Origin of the sequence: Leptospira congkakensis, from assembly GCF_004770265.1 — a bacterium.
In the GTDB taxonomy this organism is placed as follows: Bacteria; Spirochaetota; Leptospiria; order Leptospirales; family Leptospiraceae; genus Leptospira_A; species Leptospira_A congkakensis.
The window spans coordinates 22,132-44,409 of the sequence record NZ_RQGQ01000014.1 but is presented as its reverse complement, the minus strand read 5'-3'; the positions used below and the strand labels follow the sequence as shown (position 1 = coordinate 44,409).

19 protein-coding genes are annotated in these 22,278 nt (G+C 40.0%); 6 read left to right on the top strand and 13 right to left on the bottom strand.

Features of this window, described 5'->3' with window-relative positions; all coding sequences use genetic code 11:
* Positions 1-33: 33 nt before the first annotated feature.
* Positions 34-1,164, top strand: a complete 1,131-nt coding sequence (gene alr / locus EHQ70_RS09315; RefSeq protein WP_135585732.1) for an alanine racemase — start codon at positions 34-36, stop codon at positions 1,162-1,164.
* A gap of 8 nt (positions 1,165-1,172) precedes the next feature.
* Positions 1,173-2,066, top strand: coding sequence for an alpha/beta fold hydrolase (locus EHQ70_RS09310; RefSeq protein ID WP_135585730.1), 894 nt, complete (start codon positions 1,173-1,175; stop codon positions 2,064-2,066).
* A 57-nt stretch (positions 2,067-2,123) separates the two neighbouring features.
* Here the strand turns inward: EHQ70_RS09310 and EHQ70_RS09305 are convergent, their stop codons facing one another.
* A complete protein-coding gene (locus tag EHQ70_RS09305) occupies positions 2,124-2,933 on the bottom strand; it encodes a carbon-nitrogen hydrolase family protein (RefSeq protein ID WP_135585727.1) in 810 nt (269 codons plus the stop codon).
* A 20-nt stretch (positions 2,934-2,953) separates the two neighbouring features.
* Here EHQ70_RS09305 and argB point away from each other — a divergent pair, with 20 nt between their 5' ends.
* From argB to EHQ70_RS09290, 3 genes are read left to right on the top strand one after another with little or no spacing between them, the layout of a single operon-like run.
* Positions 2,954-3,832, top strand: a complete 879-nt coding sequence (gene argB / locus EHQ70_RS09300; protein WP_135585725.1) for an acetylglutamate kinase — start codon at positions 2,954-2,956, stop codon at positions 3,830-3,832.
* 6 nt (positions 3,833-3,838) lie between these two features.
* Positions 3,839-5,584, top strand: coding sequence for a SpoIIE family protein phosphatase (locus EHQ70_RS09295; protein WP_135585723.1), 1,746 nt, complete (start codon positions 3,839-3,841; stop codon positions 5,582-5,584).
* Positions 5,585-5,599: 15 nt separating this feature from the next.
* Entirely contained in the window at positions 5,600-6,190 is a 591-nt protein-coding gene (locus EHQ70_RS09290; protein ID WP_135585721.1) for a hypothetical protein, read from the top strand.
* Positions 6,191-6,199: 9 nt separating this feature from the next.
* On the opposite strand, the gene EHQ70_RS09285 is transcribed toward EHQ70_RS09290, so the two are convergent.
* Positions 6,200-7,507 carry an ATP-dependent 6-phosphofructokinase gene (locus EHQ70_RS09285; RefSeq protein ID WP_135585718.1) on the bottom strand — a complete coding sequence of 436 codons (1,308 nt, stop codon included), beginning with the start codon at positions 7,505-7,507 and terminating at the stop codon, positions 6,200-6,202.
* Positions 7,508-7,591: 84 nt separating this feature from the next.
* Here EHQ70_RS09285 and EHQ70_RS09280 point away from each other — a divergent pair, with 84 nt between their 5' ends.
* Positions 7,592-8,416, top strand: a complete 825-nt coding sequence (locus EHQ70_RS09280) for a hypothetical protein (RefSeq protein ID WP_135585716.1) — start codon at positions 7,592-7,594, stop codon at positions 8,414-8,416.
* On the opposite strand, the gene EHQ70_RS09275 is transcribed toward EHQ70_RS09280, so the two are convergent.
* The 11 genes from EHQ70_RS09275 to EHQ70_RS09225 form a co-directional block, all read right to left on the bottom strand.
* Positions 8,417-8,809, bottom strand: coding sequence for a hypothetical protein (locus EHQ70_RS09275; protein ID WP_135585714.1), 393 nt, complete (start codon positions 8,807-8,809; stop codon positions 8,417-8,419).
* A gap of 210 nt (positions 8,810-9,019) precedes the next feature.
* Positions 9,020-9,763, bottom strand: coding sequence for a methylenetetrahydrofolate reductase (locus tag EHQ70_RS09270; protein WP_135585712.1), 744 nt, complete (start codon positions 9,761-9,763; stop codon positions 9,020-9,022).
* Positions 9,756-10,547: an aminoglycoside 6-adenylyltransferase gene (locus EHQ70_RS09265; protein WP_135585710.1), complete on the bottom strand. Its 792-nt coding sequence runs from the start codon at positions 10,545-10,547 to the stop codon at positions 9,756-9,758. Before EHQ70_RS09265 ends, EHQ70_RS09270 begins: the two co-directional genes overlap by 8 nt.
* Before the next feature lie 160 nt (positions 10,548-10,707).
* Complete coding sequence (locus EHQ70_RS09260; protein ID WP_135585708.1) at positions 10,708-11,001, bottom strand: hypothetical protein; 294 nt, start codon at positions 10,999-11,001, stop codon at positions 10,708-10,710.
* 34 nt (positions 11,002-11,035) lie between these two features.
* Positions 11,036-14,752, bottom strand: a complete 3,717-nt coding sequence (gene metH / locus EHQ70_RS09255; RefSeq protein ID WP_135585706.1) for a methionine synthase — start codon at positions 14,750-14,752, stop codon at positions 11,036-11,038.
* A gap of 62 nt (positions 14,753-14,814) precedes the next feature.
* On the bottom strand, positions 14,815-15,114 hold the full coding sequence (locus tag EHQ70_RS09250; protein WP_135586135.1) for a ferredoxin family protein: 300 nt from the start codon (positions 15,112-15,114) through the stop codon (positions 14,815-14,817).
* 48 nt (positions 15,115-15,162) lie between these two features.
* Positions 15,163-16,482 carry an adenosylhomocysteinase gene (gene ahcY / locus EHQ70_RS09245; protein WP_135585704.1) on the bottom strand — a complete coding sequence of 440 codons (1,320 nt, stop codon included), beginning with the start codon at positions 16,480-16,482 and terminating at the stop codon, positions 15,163-15,165.
* The gene (locus tag EHQ70_RS09240) at positions 16,466-17,455 is read right to left on the bottom strand and encodes an ArsR/SmtB family transcription factor (protein ID WP_135585702.1); all 990 of its coding nucleotides are present in this window, start codon (positions 17,453-17,455) and stop codon (positions 16,466-16,468) included. Before EHQ70_RS09240 ends, ahcY begins: the two co-directional genes overlap by 17 nt.
* Positions 17,456-17,543: 88 nt before the next feature.
* Positions 17,544-20,084: a methyl-accepting chemotaxis protein gene (locus EHQ70_RS09235; protein ID WP_135585700.1), complete on the bottom strand. Its 2,541-nt coding sequence runs from the start codon at positions 20,082-20,084 to the stop codon at positions 17,544-17,546.
* A gap of 76 nt (positions 20,085-20,160) precedes the next feature.
* Positions 20,161-21,288, bottom strand: coding sequence for an Lsa36 family surface (lipo)protein (locus EHQ70_RS09230; RefSeq protein WP_135585698.1), 1,128 nt, complete (start codon positions 21,286-21,288; stop codon positions 20,161-20,163).
* Between the two features lie 52 nt (positions 21,289-21,340).
* A complete protein-coding gene (locus EHQ70_RS09225; RefSeq protein ID WP_244288278.1) occupies positions 21,341-22,270 on the bottom strand; it encodes a DMT family transporter in 930 nt (309 codons plus the stop codon).
* Positions 22,271-22,278 lie beyond the last annotated feature (8 nt).

Sequence of the window (22,278 nt, the reverse complement as noted above, 5' to 3'; positions counted from 1 at the left end):
CGACAGAAGAGAAAAGTAAAAAAAAATGGGACAGTGCTCTCTTCTAGGATTTACCTCTCTCGTTCGGCGTTTAGCCATAATATCGCCCTATTCCGCAAACTGATTGGGCCAAAAACCAAGTTTACCGCCATCATCAAATCCAATGCCTATGGGCATGGACTCCTTGCTACGGCCTCCATTGCCCTTGATGCCGGTGCTGACTATTTGGGAGTCAACTCTTTAGAAGAAGCTTTGTCCATTCGTCGTGTATTTACCAAAGCCACCATCCTCATTATGGGAAGTATTCCGGATCTAAAAGAAAGAAAGGAATCTTTGGCGGACGAAAACTTTTGGGTGATGGTCTCTCGCATCGAAGAAATCGAAATTTTATCCAAACTTTCCCCCACTCCCAAAATCCATTTGAAAGTGGATACGGGGATGTCTCGTTTAGGAATTCCAACAAACACTGCTGAAGTTTTGGCCAAAGAAATTTTTGAAAAAAAACTCCCTCTTGCGGGAATAGCCACCCACTTTGCCAGCACAGAAGATTTTACAGAACATAGTTATTCTATGTTACAACTCGGTAGGTTTCAAGAAACAATCGATACATTCGCTAAACACGGGTTTATCGATCTTATTTGCCACTGCGCTTCTTCTGCCTCAGCAATGTTATTTTCAGAAGCAAGGATGGATTTGGTTCGTGTGGGAATTTCTCTTTACGGACTTTGGCCAAGTCTTGAAACCAAACTCTCTCTTTCCCTCATGAAAAAAGATGTGGGGATGTTAAAACCAGCACTCAGTTGGAAAACTCAAATCCAACACATCCAAAACCTAAACCAAGGGACTTTTATTGGGTATGGCTCCACTTATAAAACCACACACGATACGAAATTAGCAGTTGTTCCCGTCGGATACTATGAGGGGCTCGATCGGAAACTTTCGAACCATGGGTATATGCTCGTTCGGGGAGAACGGGCAAAAATTTTAGGAAGAATCTGTATGAATATGACAATGCTTGATATCACACATATTCCTGACGCTAAACTGGGAGACGATGTAGTCATCCTTGGGAAATCAGGAAATGAAACCATATCAGCAGATGATCATGCAGCTTGGACTGGAACCATCAACTACGAAGTGGTCACAAGAATTTTGGGATCATTCCCTCGTATCATTGAAGACTAGAGGATCTTATGTCAGAAAGACAAATTTATAATTGGAAAAATCATAGACTAACTTACATTAAACATAAGTCTCTGAATCCCAAGTCCAAAGAAACAATTGTTCTCATCGGTGGTTGGTGTTCTGCGGCTGGATATTGGGGTCTCAACATTCCTTTTTTCCGCCAATTTGGAGATGTCATCGAACTAGATTTAGTTGGTCATTATCCTGCAGAAATTTTTGATCAAAAAAAAGGACTCACCCTCCAAGATTTTTTAGAAACACAAGCCCAAGGAATTTGGGCCTCTGCTGGTGAAAAAGACATCACCCTTGTGGGCCATTCTACAGGTGGGATGGCAGTACTTGCGATTGCTTCTTTATTTCCACAAAGGATCAAACAAGTCATCTCGATTGCCCCTTATGTCCATGGTCCCGTTCCTGGGGTTTTAAAAATCGGTGTTATGGGACTTCGTGCGAACTTAGGTAGTTTTTTTGACTTTGGATTTAAAATTGGGAAATCCCTTCCGAAAGCCTTACAAATTGGATTTTCCTACGGAGTGTATGATTCTTCTGCCTTCCACGCACGAGAAGACATCAAACAATTCCTAAAAGATTACAATCCTCAATTTGAATGTTTGAACCCAAGATATATTCTAATGATCCTGGAGATGTTGGATAGAACCGACATACGTCCCATTGTATTTGGGAACCAAGTCCCCACCTTAATTATGCGTGGGGAAGAAGATCCCATCATTCCAGGAAAGGATGTGATGGAACTCGAAAGAACCACTCCTCATGTAAAAGCAGTTTTATTTTCTGAATGCGGACATTTTGTACACATGGAAAAAAAACAAGCCGCAGAAAAAGTGATGAAAGACTTTCTTCTAATGAAAAAATCTTCTGCGACAAAGAAGTCTTTTTTCTAAATCAAGTGACCTTAAATTACATGAGGAAACAAAAGGTTTAAAATAGAAAGTATCTATCTAAAACAAACGATGGCCTAAACTCGGGAGTTGATTTCGAATTTCGCTTAACTTTTGTAAGTCGATTTCGGCAATTACAAAACCCACTTCTTTGTCTAACTCATCTAAAATTTCTCCCCAAGGAGAAATGATGAGAGAGTGGCCAAAGGTTTTCCGATTTCCGTGCGGATCATGGGTTCCTGTTTGCCCTGGTGCGATTACATACATAAAATTCTCAATGGCACGAGCGCGGAGCAATACATGCCAATGGGCTTCGCCGGTGGGAACTGTGAAAGCTGCTGGCAAAAAACAAAGTTCCACTCCTTTCTCAGAAAGACTACGAAAGAGTTCCGGGAAACGAATGTCATAACAGATCGCAGAAGAAATTTTTCCATATTCTGTCTGGACAACGTCAGGAACTTTGCCTCCACTTTCTGTGGAATTCGATTCGCTGTAATTGAATCCGTCACCCACCACTGCATTGAATAAATGAGCCTTGTGATAACGAAAGATTTCCTTTCCTTCGGGATTTGTGAGAACAGCAGTGTTGTAAACCTTTCCTGTTGGCGCCTTAGTGGGAAAACCACCTCCAAGTAGAAAGATTCCCAGGTCTTTTGAAGTTTCTTGTAAAAAAGCATTTGTCTCTTCTTCGATTTGACCAAGAAGATTTTTTTTCTCTGATTCACTTCCCATAAAGGAAAAATTTTCGGGAAGGCCTATGACTTTGGCACCAGCACTTGCCGCCTCTTCCACAAGTTGCCTACACTTAGTTAGGTTATTTGAGATTCTTGCTGTACTTGTGACTTGCACTGCGGCGGCTTTAAATTTCATTATCATAAATGAGGACTTTTATGAACCACCATTCCGAAAAAATCAATCATATCTTGGAAGCTCTTCCTTATTTGATCAAATATTCTGGGAAAACCATTGTCATCAAATATGGCGGGGCGGCCATGGTGGAAGAAGAATTAAAAGCGTCTTTTGCTGAAGATATTGTACTTCTTAAATATTTAGGGATCAATCCTGTTGTGGTTCACGGTGGTGGACCCGAAATCAATGCTCTTATCAAGTCTCTCAACCTAAATACCCAGTTCATTCGTGGACACAGGGTCACTGATGAAGCCACAATGGAAGTGGTGGAGATGGTTCTCACAGGAAAAGTGAACAAACAAATTGTTTCTCTTATCCAAGAAAAAGGCGGAAAACCAGTGGGTCTATCGGGTAAAGATGGTGGGCTTGCCATCGCAGAAAAATACCTAATGGAAGTGGAAGCAGAAGATGGTAAACTTCAAAAAGTAGACTTAGGCCTTGTAGGAGAAGTGACGGAAGTAGATCCCAATATTTTACTCACCTTACAACGTGAAGGTTTTATTCCTATCATCTCACCTGTCGCTATGTCCAAAGAAGGACAAACTTTAAATATCAATGCAGATACAATGGCAGGAGCCATTGCAGAAGCCCTTCACGCAGACAAACTCATTTTACTCACCGACACTCCAGGAATATTGATTGATGGGCAGTTGGTAACGGGTCTCAAAAAAGCAGACATTCATGGACATATAAAAACTGGACAGATCTCCGGTGGCATGATACCAAAAGTAGAGTGTTGTTTGCGAGCCATTGACTCTGGAGTCAAAAGAGCCCACATCATTGATGGAAGAGTTGCTCATTCCGTATTAATTGAAATTTTAACCAACCAAGGGATTGGAAGTTTGATCGAACAAGGATAGATTCGGATGCCTACTAAATTACTAACATTAGGTCTGATTTCAGACATTACCAGCCGGATCAATTCACATGAGGATTTGGATACACTTCTTAGTGAAATCATGGGCATCACTCGGGATGTTTTACAAACAGAAGGTTCTTCTCTACTCCTATATGACAAAGAAAATGATCAGTTGGTTTTTAATACTACCAGCGGTCTAAAAGAAGAATCCCTTGCTCACCTAACAGTTCCTAGGGGAAAAGGGATTGCAGGAATGGTTCTCGAAACTCTCAAACCAGAAATAGTCAACGATGCTACCAATGATCCAAGAATTTTTAAAGCCATCGATCAAACTGTGGGATATGTTACAAGGAATTTACTTTGTGTTCCCATGATTGCCCAAGGAGAAGTGCAAGGTGTACTCGAAGCAGTAAACTCTCTCGACAATCGTGATTTTAATCATACAGACATTAAAATTTTAAAGTACCTTTCGAACCTTGCAGCCATTGCGGTGAAAAATCGCCTTCTCATTGATAGTTTAAACCTCCGAGCCACCGAACTCAATGGTTTATTCAAAATCTCCCAAGCCCTTGCCAATATCCAAAGTTCTGATGAATTTATGGACCTCGCAGTCAAAACCATTTCCGAAGTTTTACAAGTAGACCGCGTCACTCTTAACTTTGAAAAAATTGAAAAGAAAGGTCTTCCTAGGTCCAAATCCAAAGGATTTTCTGATCAAATCCATGACGAAGATGTGGAAGTTTTGTTATTTGCAGACAAAGCAGATTGGATGTTCAAAGGATACAAAATCATTACAGCCAATTCACCACAAGGGATTCAACTCACTCACAAAGGCCTTTTCCAACATAGTATGATCCTTTTCCCCATTCTGAAAAACAAAGAATGGTTAGGATCTCTTGTTGTATCTGATAAAACTTCTCGAACAAGGTTTGATGAGATGGACATTCGGATTCTACGCACTCTTACCAACCAAGTTGGGGAAGCATACACTGCCCTACAAGTAAAGATACAAAGTGAACGTTTGAAAAACATAGACCGTGATATGCAAGTAGCGGCGATGATCCAAAAACATTCCCTGCCTATCATCCCCAAGCAATATTCATTATTAGAATTCGATACCTACTACCAAGCATCACGCGAAATCGGCGGAGACTTTTATGATATGGTGGTTCATGGAAAAGATGAAGTTTCTGTAATCATTGCCGATGTGTCAGGGAAAGGAACTCCAGCCGCACTTTTTATGGAGTTTTCCAAAACGGTTTTGCAACAAGAAGTTTCCAAAACCACTTCCACAAGTGAAGCCCTATTCAATGCCAACCAAATCTTACAAGATAAATCTGGTTTTTTAATGTTTGTTACTGCTATGCTTGTGCGTATCAATATGACAAAAAAAGAATTAACATATTCTTCAGCTGGTCATAATTTACAAATCATCTATCGCAAAAAACACCATAAAATCCAACATCTTTCAGGGAAAGGCCAACCAATGGGAATTGGCAATTGTGAATTCTCAGAACACACTGTGAGTTATTTGCCCGGAGATCTTTTGGTATTGTATACAGATGGTGTGACAGAAGCCATGAATATGAAGGAAGAACTTTTTTCAGAAGAAAGATTGGAATCTGTCATCTTATCTCATATCAACGATCCTCCAGAAGTCATCAGACAAGCTATTTTACAAAAAGTAAGTGAATTTGTGGGAGAAGCAGAGCCGCACGATGACCTTTCTCTCTTTATTATTCGTCTAAACTAATAATAAGGAGTTTTTATGAAACGCATTCTATATGCCATAGCAGTGTTCTTTCGATTGGACAAACTGCACAAAGCCATGTTAGATGCTGTCATCGAAACACGTGTTAAAAACGCGCTACAAACATCTGACAAACTACGTAAAGAACAAGATCGTTTGCGAGAAAAAGAATTTCGCAAACAAATGGAGGACTTACAAAACAATCACAACAGCAGTTTTGAAAACTATAAATTAGAAACAGACAACCTAATTCGCATTTTTAAAAACCAAATCCTTGTGGAAAAAAAAGAAGTTCTGAAAGAACGCGAAATCGTAAAAGAAATGCAACGACAAGCCATGATCCGCGACAACAGATTCCAACATTATATTCTACGATTCAAAGAAATCCTATTTGTAAACAAAAAGGTAGTGGAATCCATCCAAAGTCTGGTGAAAGTAGAATCCAACATCGAAGACCTGTTATACGAAATTGATAACTACGATGAAAGCAAATTTATCAAAAAACCAGAAATGATTTTGGACACAGAATTCTTAAAAGAACTTCATAAAAAAGAAGAAGAGATCAGGGACAATATCCTCAAGTTTCAGAAAAAAGTAGAGAATAGCTGATCTTAACGATCAGCCTTTCGCCTTCATCGAATTGGGTTGTCCTGTCGAGGCAAGGAGTGCTCGCCAGAGTGTACTCCTCTCCGGACGTAATACCTTTCTCTCCGCAATGGCAAGGGAAATTGGCATCACCGTAAACACATTGTTCCAAATCCCGACCACACAGCCTGTCCTACCAGCAAAAGCAGCATGGACTGCATTTTGAGCCAGGAACCCACAGAACACAGAATCTTCTGCATTGGCGGGAACAGACCGAATGATATAACTCGGATCGATGTATTTTAGATTCAGAGTCACCCCTTCTTTTTTGAAGTAATCGGTGATTTTATCTTTGATAAAAATTCCAATGTCCGCCAACTTCTTGTTACCTGATTGGTCTTTTTCACCTTTGTCTTCAAAAAACTTTTGTCCGGCACCTTCTGCCAAAATCACAACGGCATGACCTCTTTTTTGCACTCGTTCTTTGAGAACGGTTAAAAAGGCTCCGTCTCCTTCTAAATCAAAATCAAGTTCAGGAATGAGGACAAAATTTACATTTTTAGAAGCAAGAGCCGAATTCACAGCGATGAAACCGGAGTGGCGACCCATCAGTTTCACTAAGCCCACACCATTAGGTGCTCCTTTTGCTTCTTCATGAGCACAGTTCACCGCCTCTACCGCCTTACTAAAAGCAGTCGAGAAACCAAAAGTTTTTTGGACATAGTTGATATCGTTATCGATGGTTTTGGGAATTCCAACAATGGCAATGTCTTCTTTGCGTTTTCGCACTTCTTCTTGGATGGCCTGGGCCCCGCGAAGGGTTCCGTCCCCACCAATACAAAACAACATCTTCACTCCATAGAGGAATAATGTATCCACCATATCTCCAATATTTTGGTTCCCTCGCGAAGATCCAAGAATGGAACCACCGAAGTTCATGATATGGGCCACCTTGTCGGGTGTGAGTTCCACAGGTCTATGTCCAAATTTTTTCACAAGGCCTTCATATCCAAAAGGGAAACCCAAAATACGAGGCACTTTGTAGCGGTAGTGAAGTTCCATCACAAGAGCACGGATGACATCGTTGATTCCAGGGCAGAGGCCACCACAAGTGACAATGCCTGCAGTGACTTCTTCGGGACGAAAATAGATCTTTTCTTTGGGGCCAGCTTGTTCAAAGAATACGGGGCTTGTTTCTACGGTTTTTTTAGCATCTGCGGGGCCAGAAAATATCGTTTGGAAAAGGACGACGGAGTTGTCTTCCGTCCAGTAGTCATACCCTGCTGGGTTTGGAATGGTGCAAGGACCAAATTGTTCAACCTTGGTATCGTTTTCATTCATTGATAAAACTTATAACAAAAAAAGAGAGAGAGGAAAGCAAATTTCATTGCCAAACTAAGGAAAAGCGGGCAGAAATGCTTTTAGATGCTTAAAAAGACAGTATTACTAACCATCCTCGTCTCCATTGCGAGTTACAGTCTTTTTGCACAAGGTCTACCTTTCTTTTCTAGTTATTCCTTTTCAGACCCAAGAGCCTCTTTATTCCAAGTTGGCGGCGCGCATAATGGGAATTTGGCGATCCTCATCCCATTTCGTTTCCCTAAAGAATTAGAACTTGGATCGGATAGTTCTCTACCCAAGTCATATGATCCAATTGCTGGGATTCAAATTTTTTCTTCCATCACACCTTTTTCTACGACGAATCCTTACCGCAATCCAGAAGGAAATTTTGATGTTAGGCCCGAGAGAATGAACTCGGCTCTCCTTTCCTACCAACCCAATGTCACTTATGTGTACTACCGCAATGGATTTACCTTTGACTTAGGGCTCAGTATGGGGATGTCTATGAACCAAGGTGGTTCTGGGTATGTAGACATTGCAGAATCTAAGGTGAGGATCAAATACAGACTCAATCGGAATCTATTTTCTTTTATCAAAAACTCTCGTTGGGAACTTTTTTTACAACTCTCCGAACTACATAGGTTTGATTCGTCGGAGTATATGAATCGATTCAACTCCTCCATTCGTGCCCAAGAACCTTCCAGAACCAACTTCGTCGGAAGGCAAGTCTACGTAACACCAGGAATTAGTATTTCGAATAGCAACTTAACCTTTGAAGGTATGGTTCGTGTTCCCATCAACGCAAGGGAAGCGGGTCGTACTTTGGACGAACTTTGGGCTCCAGAGATCCAAGGAAACTTAGGGCTTAAGTATTATATGCCCGTAGCTCCCACATCGCATTCTAACTAGTTAGTCATTTGTTAGCTTCCATTCAAAGGTTGCCAAACCAACCACAACAATCATTTCCAAAACAAAATAAATTTCACAAAGCACTGTGGTTTGTTCCAAATTTAAAACCAGATATACCATTGTGAATACACAGTATAAAAAGTTCGCAGCAGCAATCACACGCAAATAAAACTTCCATTGGAACGGATTTAAAAAATAACATAACAAAGAATAAACGGCGTAAATAAAAGGAACTATTGATAAAACATAAAGTGTATCTATTGGCATTCCCAAGGAATCGATAAACAAAGGAAGAACGAGAGAAAGTAACACTCCAGAAAGAATGGCACCTAGACCATCGATTAAAAAAATATACTTTGGATTGTTTTTTAAAAACTGAATTTGTGAATTCATAAATTGGTTTATTTTTCCTTTGGGCACATCGAATTTGATGTGATACTAGAACCCAATCCTATAACGACCGGGCTCTACGCTTCAATCTTTCCAATATGATTTTTGTATCGATCACTTTTCTATATAGGAAAGGATTTTCGCTTCGATCCCTTGTGCGGGAAAAAATTCCAGAAAACCATTATCATCATTGTTAGACTTTATTCTCCTTTTTCACTTAAATATACCACTCAAATAAACTTCAAGATTAATTCTAATGGGCATCAAATACGTATTAAAATCATTTTGAGAACAATAACCAATTACTTCTTTTGCAAATTTTACATTCCAATCCATTGTTAGTTGAAAATCTCTCGGAAAATAAGCCCGATTCCTTGATTCCCAATAACTTTGCGATTTTTCGTTGGTTACTGGACTGATTCCAATATAAACTTCCTTTCCGCGAAGTTTCTCAGTAAAAATATCAATCAATCGTAAATCAAAAAATGGCTGTGTTAAAAATCCATCGGCCCCTGCATCTATTTTCATTTCGATGTAATCAAACTCATCTTTGATCCCACTACGGTATTGGTCAACAGCCGCATAGACTTTTAGCGAACTCATTTCTTTTTTTAATTTTTTGATCAGTTTGGTCGAAGTTGTCTGGTAAACTTTCCTGGACATATCCGTAGGTGGATCTCCCTTGATGACAACTACAGAAGATATACTATTTTTTTGAAGAAATTCAATGATATGATCACAATGATCTAAATCAAAGTCAATTGCTCGTAGATGAGGAATTACATTTGGAAAAATATTTTGAATCTTTGATGCGGCAACCCAACTTCTAGTTTCAAATCTTAGTAAGTCTGGAATATTAATCCCTGAGATTTGACTAAAATTATTTTTAACATAACCTACTTCGCTTAGTAATGTTGGAGTATCTCTTGGGATCACCTCTAATAATATTTTATTCATTCATGATCTCTTTACTTAACGAAAACAAAAAATCCAGGCTTCTTTCTTTTGTTTCATTTCTCAGTTTCAAATCACTGATTAATAAATTTCTCAAATAAACATACATATTGGACACATCCTGCAAGGCTTGAATGATTGAATGTTTTTCGAAGGAAGGATAAGTTTTTTTTAGATCATTAAGTTCCTGAGAAGAAAGTATGAACTCGAGTTTTCTAACACCTCTCGGATTTTGATCATATTTAATATGAAACATAGGCCCTATTACACTAGTGCGTAAAAAAGAAAGGAAATCGATAGCTTCAAACAATTCACCACGCCCAATTTTAGTAGCAGCATAATGGATCCAGACCCAAAATCTATCTTCAACCCATTGGAAATCGAATTTTGGCCATTGTGGTAAGGAATTCTTATAAACATCTGGAATTAGATTAGATTTATCATAGATTATCACAGGATTTTCTACTCTAAAATGAAAATCAGCCAAACTCACGAATTTCAAATCAATGTGGAGTAAAGGAGAATCAAACAAACAGATTAGTAACTTTTTTTCACCAACATGTTCACCTGTAAATGAGCTGAGTAAATTTCCGAGAGAGTTTGCTAGTTGATTCATTTCTTCGAACGTTTGGAAAGAGTTCTCTTCAACAACTAAAACGATATCAAGGTCGGAATACTCATCTAATTCATTTTGTATAAATGAACCAGCCACACAAACGGCAAGGACTTGGGAATCCCCTTGGATTGTATTCACTAAGTGATTTAAAAAGTTGTTAAATTGATTCATATAATTTTATACTTTTGCGAATATAAAACATTCTACTATCACAGAAACTTAGGTATTTATGCGGATGTCGCATAAATACCTAAGGGATAAAAAATGACACTGGAAGAAATGATTTATAACAAGGGCAAAAACCAAACTTCAGTAAAGGATTCCCTTGGGATTATCCTTTACTCACAAATCGTTTCCAGGACAAATCCACATCCATCTTAGAAATTTGTTCTTTTTTTCGAGAGATTCGAAATTCATGATTTTTCCAAACAATCATGGTTTCTTCGGTTGGGCAACTGGCTTCTCCACAACTCACTTCTAAAATTTCAAGTTCCGTTTCTTTGGGAATATTTGTATATTCTTCTAGCCAAGTCGCAAGTTTAGAATGAAAAGGAAACCCATCACCAAGCGTTCCTTTGGCGACAGACTTCCATCCATGGTTGTGGTTGTTTTGAATGAAACCCATTGGATCCCCCTATCTCTAATCTTAAACCTACTCTTTAAGATTTAGACTTACGGGAAGGATCATAGTTCAGAATTGGTGACAACCAACGTTCCACTTCTGCTTTTTCCATTTCCTTGTCTTTTGAATAATTCACCACTTGGTCTTCGTTGATTTTACCAATTGCAAAATAACGAGATTCCGGGTGGGAAAAATAATACCCACTCACGCTACTTGCAGGCCACATCGCACAGGATTCGGTGAGTTGGATGCCTGCATTTTTTTCCACATCCAGAAGTTTCCAAATTTTCTTTTTTTCAGTATGGTCTGGACAAGCAGGATACCCAGGAGCCGGACGAATCCCACGGTACTTTTCACGGATCATATCTTCTCTCGAAAGATTTTCAGTCCTTCCAAATCCCCATTCTTCTCGCATACGATGGTGCATGTATTCCGCAAAGGCTTCTGCGAATCGGTCAGCAAGTGCTTTTACCAAAATAGCATTGTAATCATCTTGTTTGGCTTCATAGGTTCTTGCCAATTCTTCGATTCCATGACCTGCCGTTACGGCAAAATATCCAATATAGTCATTTTTATTCTTATCTTTTGGTGCAACAAAATCCGCCAAACTGTAGTTTGGTTGGTTTGTCATTTTAACCGTTTGTTGGCGTAACATTGGGTATGTTCCCAAAGATTTGGTTTTGCCATCATCTTCAAAAATTTCTACCACTTCCCCATGAGACACTGCAGGGAACATTCCAACAACGGCTCTTGGTTTGAGATTTGGATTTTCCAACATCTCTTTTAAGATGATTTGTGCATCATTGTATAAGGATGTAGCTTCTTTACCAATCACTGGGTCTTTGAGGATTTGAGGGTATCTACCTTTTAATTCCCAAGCCAAGAAAAAAGGAGACCAGTCAATATAAGAGAGTAAATCCTTCAAACTCACATCTTCAATTTTTTGAACTCCCGTAAAACTTGGTTTTGGCGGAGTATACGAATCCCAATCTGCATGGAATTTGTTTTGAATTGCATCTTGGATAGGAAGGATGTTTCTTTCATTCTCTCTGGAATAAAATTCTTCACGAATTTTAGATTGTTCTTCAATGACTTGTTTTGCATAATCCACAGCAGTCTGCGGGTTGAGAGCACTATTCATCACATTCACAACACGAGAAGCATCCATCACATGAAGAACTGGTTTCGAATATTGTTCGGCAATTTTAACAGCAGTATGCGCTGGCGATGTGGTTGCCCCACCAATAAGGAGAGGGACTTGGAATCCTTGGCGTTCCATTTCTTTGGCTACATAAACCATTTCATCAAGTGATGGTGTGATGAGACCCGAAAGACCAATAGCGGCCACTTTCTCTTTTTTAGCCGTTTCTAAAATCTTTTCGCAAGGGACCATCACTCCAAGGTCAATCACCTCGTAGTTGTTACATGCAAGAACCACACCCACAATATTTTTTCCGATATCGTGAACATCACCCTTTACCGTTGCAATCAGGAATTTAGCTTGTTTACTTTCGTCTTTTTGATTTCGTTTTTCTTCTTCCATAAAAGGAAGTAAGTAAGCCACGGCCTTTTTCATCACTCGTGCACTTTTTACCACTTGTGGAAGGAACATCTTTCCGGCACCGAATAGTTCCCCTACCACCTTCATTCCGTTCATCAGTGGCCCTTCGATCACTTCGAGAGGTCTAGCAAAACTTGTGCGGGCTTCTTCTGTATCTTGGGTGACAAATTCATCAATCCCTTTCACTAAAGCGTGCGTTAGGCGCTCTTCTACAGATCCACTCCTCCACGCATCGTCTTTTTTCTGCACTTTGGCTTCTCCGTGGAAACTAGCCGCAGCTTCGATCATACGTTCTGTAGCATCAGGACGACGGTTGAGAATGACATCCTCCACAAGTTCTAAAAGATCTTTTGGAATTTGTTCGTAAACTTCTAACATCCCTGCATTCACAATGGCCATGTCCATACCTGCTTGGATGGCATGGTATAAAAATACGGAGTGCATGGCTTCACGAACTGGATTGTTTCCACGAAAGGAAAAGGAAATATTACTGAGTCCGCCAGAGACTTTCGCACCTGGACAGATTTGTTTGATTTCGCGAGTGGCTTCAATAAAATCCATCGCATAGTTATTATGTTCTTCAATCCCTGTAGCAACAGTTAGAATGTTTGGATCAAAGATAATATCCGTTGGATCAAAATCTAACTTTTCAACAAGAAGATCATAAGCTCGTTTACAAATTCGAACTTTGTCTTCTTTTGTTGCCGCCTGCCCTTGTTCGTCGAAAGCCATCACAATGGCAGCTGCTCCAAATCTTTGGATGGTGCGAGCATGACTTAAAAAAACTTCTTCCCCTTCTTTCAAAGAGATGGAGTTCACAATGGGTTTTCCTTGGATGCATTTCAAACCCGCAAGTAATACCGACCATTTGGAAGAATCCACCATAAACGGAACCCGTGCAATGTCAGGTTCCCCTGCGATTAAGTTTAAAAACTTAGTCATAGAAGCCTCTCCATCTAGGAGTGCTTCATCAAAGTTGATATCGATAACGTTAGCACCAGCTTGGACTTGTTGCAAGGCAACTTGCACGGCTTCTTCAAAATTTCCATCTAAGATGAGTTTTTTGAATTTAGGAGATCCAGTGACGTTGTTTCTTTCTCCCACATTGATGAACCCTTGGTCTTTGGTCAGTTTCAAAGGTTCAAGACCAGCAAAAGTGCTCAGTTTAGGTTGTTCCTTCAAAGGACGAGGAGGAATGTTTGTGACTGCTTCTTTGGCGGCCCGAATATGTGCTGGAGTTGTCCCACAACAACCACCAACGATATTGAGAAATCCTGCTTCGGCGAAATTTTTCATCCAACCACCAAACTCTTCTGGAGTTTGGTCATACCCACCAAAGGCATTGGGAAGACCCGCATTTGGATAACAAGACACATAAGAATCGGCAACACGAGAAAGTTCTTCGATATAAGGACGCATCTCACCGGCACCTAACGCACAGTTAATACCCACTGCTAATGCTTTTGCGTGTTTGATAGAAACATAAAAAGCTTCTCCCGTTTGGCCAGAAAGGGTTCGACCAGAAGCGTCCGTAATGGTTACAGAAAGAATCACTGGGATACGGATTTTGCGTTCCTCAAATATTTTTTCAATCGCATAGATACATGCCTTAAGATTCAAAGTATCAATATTAGTTTCTGGTAAAAGTAAATCCACTCCTCCATCCAGAAGGGCCGATACCTGTTCATAAAAACAATCAACTAACTCATCAAAGGTGACAGCACGAAATGCTGGATTGTTGACATCGGGAGAAAGAGAAGCAGTTTTTACCGTCGGACCAATCGATCCGGCAATGAACACATCCGTTTTCCCTGTTTTTTCTTTGAATTTGGCCACTGCATTTTTAGCACAAGCGACGGCAGCTAAGTTTAAATCCCGAACAGCCGATTCCATTTTGTAGTCCGCTTGGGAAACAATGTTGGAACTAAACGTATTGGTTTCAAGAATGTCAGCTCCCGCCTCTAAATATTCCAAGTGGACGGCTTCTATGATATCCGGACGAGTGATCGCGAGAACATCGTTATTCCCTTTGATGGAACAAGGCCAATCCTTAAAACGATCTCCACGGAAATCGTCCTCTTCCAAAGAATATCGTTGGATCATAGTACCCATAGCACCGTCTAAGACGAGAATCCTCTCGTTTATTAATTTCAAAAGGGATTTAGAAGAAGGATTGGTATATTCAAATTTCATAATTATATTAGTATATAGGGAAAGGGCATATGGCCGAGGAAGCCACACACCCTAAAAATCATTTATTTACTCGAGTCCGAACACTTTGCACCTTTGAGAGGTGGTTTTGTGGTTACAATGACCGGGTATTTGGTTGCTTCTTTTGCATTGACTTCAATTGAAGGTTTGTGTTTTTCCGGAACATCATAGTCAGGAAAAATCGCATCAATCGGGCATTCATATTGACAAGCATTACAATCAATACAAGTGTCCGGATCGATGTAGAGAGTGTCCGGAGCTTCATGAAAAGCTTCCACCGGACAAACTGCTGCACAACTTGTGTATTTACAATCAACGCAAATTTCAGTTACAACATAAGCCATGAGAAACTCCATTGCCCTTCTTGAATTTTATCAAAAAGGGCGATTTTTTTAGTATCGGTAGTGGTCTGGTTTGTAAGGACCTTCGAGTGGAACACTGATATAATCAGCTTGTTTTTGAGATAGTTTTGTTAAACGAACTCCCAACTGCTCCAAGTGAAGTGCTGCCACTTTTTCATCTAAATGTTTTGGAAGGCGATAAACACCTAACTCGTATTTAGTTGTGTAAAGTTCGATTTGAGCCAAAACTTGGTTCGTAAAAGAACTTGACATTACAAATGATGGGTGACCAGTTGCACAACCAAGGTTTACTAAACGTCCTTCTGCAAGAACGATGATCGATCTTCCGTTAGGGAAAGTATATTTATCAACCTGTGGTTTGATTTCTTTTTTGATCACATCTTTTTCTGAATTCAAACGAGACATTTGAATTTCTGTATCAAAGTGACCAATGTTACAAAGGATCGCACCATCTTTCATCGCTTTCATATGTTCAAGTGAAATGATATCATCGTTTCCAGTTGCAGTCACAATGATGTCCGCATTTTCGATTACATCCTCTACGCGAAGAACTTGGTATCCTTCCATAACGGCTTGAAGAGCACAAATTGGATCGATTTCAGTGACAATCACTCGTGCACCAAAGTTACGAAGTGATGCAGCAGAACCTTTTCCAACGTCACCGTATCCACAAACAAGTGCTACTTTACCAGCAAGCATTACGTCTGTTGCACGTTTGATTCCGTCAGCAAGTGATTCACGGCAACCGTAAAGGTTATCAAATTTTGATTTTGTTACTGAATCGTTTACGTTGATTGCAGGGATTTTTAAAGTTCCCGCTTTCAATTTTTTATGAAGTGCAATTACACCTGTAGTTGTTTCTTCCGAAACTCCTTTGATCTCTGTTAAGAGTTGCGGGTATTTTTCGTGAATGTAATGAGTTAGATCATGACCGTCATCAAGGATCATGTTTGGTCCTTTTCCACCTTCAAAAAATAGTGTTTGTTCAATACACCACCAGTATTCTTCTTCTGATTCCCCTTTCCATGCAAATACTGGAATTCCAGCCTTTGCAATGGCTGCTGCTGCGTGATCTTGTGTTGAAAAAATGTTACAAGAGGACCAACGAATGTCAGCACCTAATGCAGCTAAGGTTTCAATTAGAACCGCTGTTTGGATTGTCATGTGAAGAGATCCACAAATTCTAGCGCCTTTGAGTGGCTTAGAAGTTCCGAATTCTTTACGAAGAGCCATAAGGCCCGGCATTTCTTTTTCTGCCAAAATGATCTCTTCTCTTCCCCATTCTGCAAGAGAGATATCCTTCACTTTAAATGGCAATCGTTCCGATTTTGTTTCAGTTGCTGTGGACATAGTGTCCTCCTTCTTCCTTTGTTGCTTTGATAGTTAAAATTTTAAAACTTGATTCTGTTTGGATCTCATTCATCGACCCTACGCGAAAACCTGCATTGGACAACCATGACTCAAATAACTCTGGTTCAAACCCAAGCCAAAGATCCGCAAAATTATCCCGCATAAACTCTGCATTGTGTTTTGCTAAATCTACAATACACAAAACTCCACCTGGTTTTAATACCCTCGCTACTTCTTCGAGTACAGTAGGCGGATGAGAGACATGGTGCATCACCATGGAAGCCACAACCGCATCACAAGAGTTAGTGGTTAATGGCAAATGTTCCATAGGTGTTTGGATGAGACTAACACTTGGATTTTTCCCATAATGAGACGAAGCATTTTCAATCATTTTAGAGGAGTTATCTACTCCCGTAACATGTTTGGCTTTATTGAGAAGAAAGGGAATGAGACCCCCAGGGCCACAACCCAAGTCCAAAATATTTTCGCAGGTAGGGAGTTCTTGTAAAATCCAAGATCGATACAGTTTGGGATGGAGTGTCTCTTCTTGTAATTTTTCCCAACTTTCTGCCACTCCATCAAAGAAGGACTTTGATTTCCTTTCTCTGGTTTCGAGAATTTGGTGGACCATTCTTTGGTCTCTTTCTCTTGCGGGAAGGTCTTCTTTATAAGATAACAAAAGTGTGGTGAGTTCTAAAGGAAATTTAAGATCGGACTCTTCTTCCTCGGGAAGGAAACTATAAACAAGACTCCCTTCGCGGCGTGACCCAATGAGGCCGGCCTCAGTTAAAATCTTCAAATGGCGAGAGATCCGAGATTGGCCCATTCCGAGAATTTCCACCACCTCATTCACAGAAAAAGCCCCAAAACTAAGGATATGCAGGATCCGAATCCTAGTTTCATCGGAAATGGCCTTAGTTGCGGCAAGCAAGTGGCCGAAAGGCCTAGATTGGGAGAGAGTTTCGATCGCCATATCCAAGATATCTACATATCAAGAAATCTTGATATGTAGATTCCGGCAAGCGAATTTTCGGCCTATCTTTCGTAAGACAGGCGAAGGATCAGGAAATTTTGAAGAAATTGATCTTTCTTTTGAGCGTTTCAGCCAAATTCGCGATTCCATTGGAGGTGGCTGTCATCTCCTCAAGCCCGGCAGCCGTCCCTTGAGTCAAATCGTTGATACTAAAAATGGCCTGAGCCACTTCCCCAATCGCATTTTTCTGCTCTTCCATAGAAAGACGGATGGCCTGACTGATTTGGTTCACCTTATCCACTTCTTCTCCCACTTTCTGGTTGATGATGAGTTGTTCTTTCGTGCTCGTTTCAATCGTATCTGTCATTTCATTGAAGGAACTGACACCTTGGATGATTCTTTGGATGAGAGAGATGGTGGTTTCAATGTTCTCGCGACCACTTTCAATTTCCTTTTCATTGGCTTGGATGAGTTCCCCAATGTCATTGATCGAACTTGCCGTTTTTTCGGCTAACTTGCCAATTTCATCCGCAACCACGGCAAATCCCCTTCCATAAACACCAGCTCTGGCGGCTTCAATTGCAGCGTTTAACGCAAGTAAGTTGATTTGTTCGGAGATATTATTGATGATTTCAATGACACTTCCAATTTCTTCAGAGCTATTGCTGATTTTGGTAATGGAATTTCTCATGGAATCCAGTGAGGCCTGACCAGACCTTGCTTCTTCCGAGATAAGTGTTACATCCTTTGATGCCTTTCCCACTTGTCTACCCGTTGCTTCAATCAAACTAGAAAGCTCAGCCATTTTTAGTTTCAAAAAATCTACTTTTCGGAATTGGTCTTCTGCTTGTGCATCTACGTTTTGTACGGCTGCGGAAATCTCTTCTATAGAAGCGGAAATTTCTTCAGCAGAAGCGGCTTGTGTTTGTGCATTGGATGACAACATATTGAGTGATGCGGACATCTGTTCTGCGGATGATGCTAAATCTTCTGAAAATGCCTGATTGGATCCCACTACTTCCGAAATTTGTTTTAAAGTAGCATTGAGACCACGGGCAAGTCTCGCAAATTCATCGGAAGATTCCATTTTGGCATTATGACGAAGGTCACCAATTTCAATATCTTGTAGAATTTTCCCAATGGTTTTCATTGGTTTGAAACGAGCTGTAAACAATGAATAAATAGCAATGGCAATGAACACAGCGCCCACAAGACTAATAATTGTTAGGCCACGAAGAGAAGACAAACTTTCCACTTCGATTTCTTTTAAATCAATTGTTGAAAAGAATTGAAGGCCATATTTTTCACTCACCTTTCTTCGTAATACGAAAGTAGATCCTTCCCAAGGATTACGAAAAGAGTCTAATTCCCCAGCATTTTTGGCAAGTTCCTCAAATTCAGAGTTTTTAAAACTATGCATTAAATATTTTGGGTTGGGATGATAAACCATGGTGGATTGTTTGTCCAAAAGAAACGAATATCCCGTGTTTCCAATTTTTACATTTTTCAGGAAGGATTCCATAGCCTTTCCCACAAGAAAAGGCATACCAGCCAATCCAATAACCGTCCCAGTCGCATTTTTGACAGGACTTGTAACCATGATCACAATACTTCCGTTAATCGGAGATTTTACTGCGACTCCTACATGGAGTTTTCCTTCTTTGGCCGCTTTTATATTTTCTAAAACTTCTGGATTGGAAGCTAAAGAATATCCTACACTAGCACCATTTGGAAGACCAGAAGCAACAATCGGAACCCCTTCATCAAATGAAGCAATAAAAGCATTTTCTATTAGTAATTGAGAATCATCCAAAACCTTCGAAAGTGCTGACTCTGCGAGTTTATAGTTTTTCGTTTCTAATGCAGTTTTGACCACAGGCAAAGCTACCAATCCTTTTAAATTGGTTTCTACAGATTCAAAATAAACATGAATCCCTGCTTCATTACTTTGATTGAAGTTGTATAACTGATTTGAAAATGCTTTTTCCAAAGATTTCGCATTCGTATTGAAGGCAAAAATCAAAAGAAAAATAGAAAGCACCATCACCATAATTGAAAACATAATGGGAACAGTATTTCGTAAATTTCGATAATAGGGAGTTATTCTTTCTTTTAATTCCGATTGGAGGAGTTCATCTTCCAAAACCAAATGGGATGCTTTTTCTAAAAGGATAAAAGAAAACAAAACATTGAGAAGAGCCGTGAGGATAAGAACACAAACAATATAAAAGGAATCTGACTTACTGGTTTCAGGAAGATAAAGCATTGGTCCGATTACAATCGGAAAAGCCATAATCCACTGCGCACTGCCAACGACAGTTCCCACCACAGGCATTTTTGCAATTAAATCCCAAACAGCAACATAGGTTTCGGATTTCTTTTCTGTTTGGGACTCGAGTTCAACTAGTCCTTGTTGGATGGCTTTTAGTTTTTTAGGGAAAATAAAAGCAGGAAGGATAAGACTGGTTAGTCCTGCGGCAATGGTCGCACCAATAAAAGTTTTAACCTGAGTGGGACTTAAATCGACGTAAAAAAGAATGAGAGCGATTCCAATCGGAACCACGATTCCCAAGGAGAAAACTTGGGAGGCGAGAGTGAATGCGCGAGCGTATCGTTTGTATAATTTCATTGAAACTTAGACCTAATACGTAAGCTAAATTCCGCGATCCGTACGGCAAGGTTTTATGGATATCCCCGAAGATTTCCTAAAAGGAGAGTTTGACTCCCAAGTTGGCGGAGTAAAGATCCTTACCCCCATACAACCCTTCGGCAATGACCTTCACTAAGAAAAGATCCAACTCCAAACCAACGATTCCGTAGCCAATCCCCCTTTTAGAATGGGATTCGCCTCCGGCACGAAATCCAAGAGTGGCATTTGGATTTTGAGCAAGAAGTTCTTTGTCTATTGCTGCTTGGTATTCGCGGGGAATTTCCATGGGAAGCGAGTCATTTAAAGTGACAAGAAATGGGCCTCGTCTGGAGAGAGAGGCAGAGTTACTCCCAGAGTTCCAACTATAACCCCCACCGACAATCACATTGGCAATCCAGAAAACTCCAAGACCCGTTCGTAAATCTACGTTCGTGGTTTGGACTTTTGTATTAAAAACAAAATTGGTATCTCCACCCCATTTTCCTTTTACACCTTGGAATTCAATTTGGGCAGCTTTACCCTCTTGGTAACTAAGGCTCATGTTTTGTTCCATCACATGATGCCCTACACCCACATTGATTCCATTCCACGTGATCAGGTTCATTAAAAAACCTTCTTTCTCTACCAATTGGTAACGAACCATACCACCATACGAGCGTACGGCGATCCTACCTTCATAATTTTTATTATTGGAAGCTGCCTGAATTTGGTCTTCTGTAACAGCAACGTTCATACCGTGAAGGAAAATTCCAATCCGGCGAATGTATCCATCTTCTGAAGTTCCGAGTAACCAACCAGGATTAAAATCCAAATGAAAAGACGGGATGACGGCACCACCGACGTTTGGAAGTTTTGGGTATTTTATATAAGCATCTTGGATTTGGATGTCATCTTTTTTGTAACCAGCAGCAGAAGCGCTGACACCAAATTGGATTCTGCGGACAGTACCAGTTCCAATATTGTTGGCACCAATATTGGCTAAAAAACCAGCTTCTAAATTGGTTTTGAGGACTTCGTTTAAGTATCCCGTTTCAAACTTTTTAAGGGAGCCATTCCCTGCTTCTGTAAGTGTAGATGGTAAAAAACTACAGGCCGATCCTTCACAAGTAAATTGTGCATACAGTTCACTTTGAGATACTGTTGTGACAAATACTAATAAGAGTAGCAGTTTTCGCAATTTCATATAGATCCTTAATTCTCTACTGGTTGTAACAATTGGAAAGAAAAATTCTACCTTAAACAGACACTTCTTTTGCTTTTTTTGCATTACTAATCCAAAAAACGCCAGTCAGCACAAATAAAGTACCAATGCTATGTACGATAGTAATTGGTTCATCTAAAAACCAATAAGCCAAGAAAAGAGTCGACATTGGTCCAACAGACCCTACAATAGCAGCTGTTTTGCTGCCAACTCGTTTGATGCCCTCAGAAACAAAAACAGCAGGGACCACTGTGTTCACTGTGCCCATAACAAAAGCAAGTGCATAAAAAGAAAGGGGCTGAAAGAGTTCTGAATAAGAACCGAAAATTGCAAAATGAATGTAAACTGCAAACGAAGATATGATTAATGCCCAAGCAGTAAATTTTCTTGCGCCTAACTTTGGGATGATGGAACCACTTCCCATCAAATAGATAGCATAAGTAAGAGCCGAAAGTAAAATAAAAAAAGCGCCCAAACTTACATCTTTAGCGGAACCTAACTGGACATCCTGCCCATACGCCAAAAAAACTCCGGTATAAGTCAAAACCAGAGAAAACACTTCCCTCATGTGGATTTTTTTCTTTAAAAATAAAAATGATAAAAGCACTACAAGCGTGGGATAAATAAAAAGTATGATACGTTCAAGACCAGCACTGATGTATTTGAGTCCCAAAAAATCAAAAAGGCTAGCTAAGTAATAACCAACAACTCCCATAAAGATGACACTGATCACATCTTTTTTAGTAAGAGGGGTTTTCCCTTCTTCTTTTTCTGCCTTCCACGCCATCCAAGCTAAAAATGGGAATGCAAAAACCATCCGAAAAAATAGAGATCCAATCGCCGAAATTTCATATTGATAGGTTAACTTAACAACAACAGCTTTCGCGCTAAATAAAAGTGCTCCCACAAGAACAAGCACTACCCCTTTCCATTCTGAACTTGTATTTTCTTTCACTAAACCCATCCTGAAAT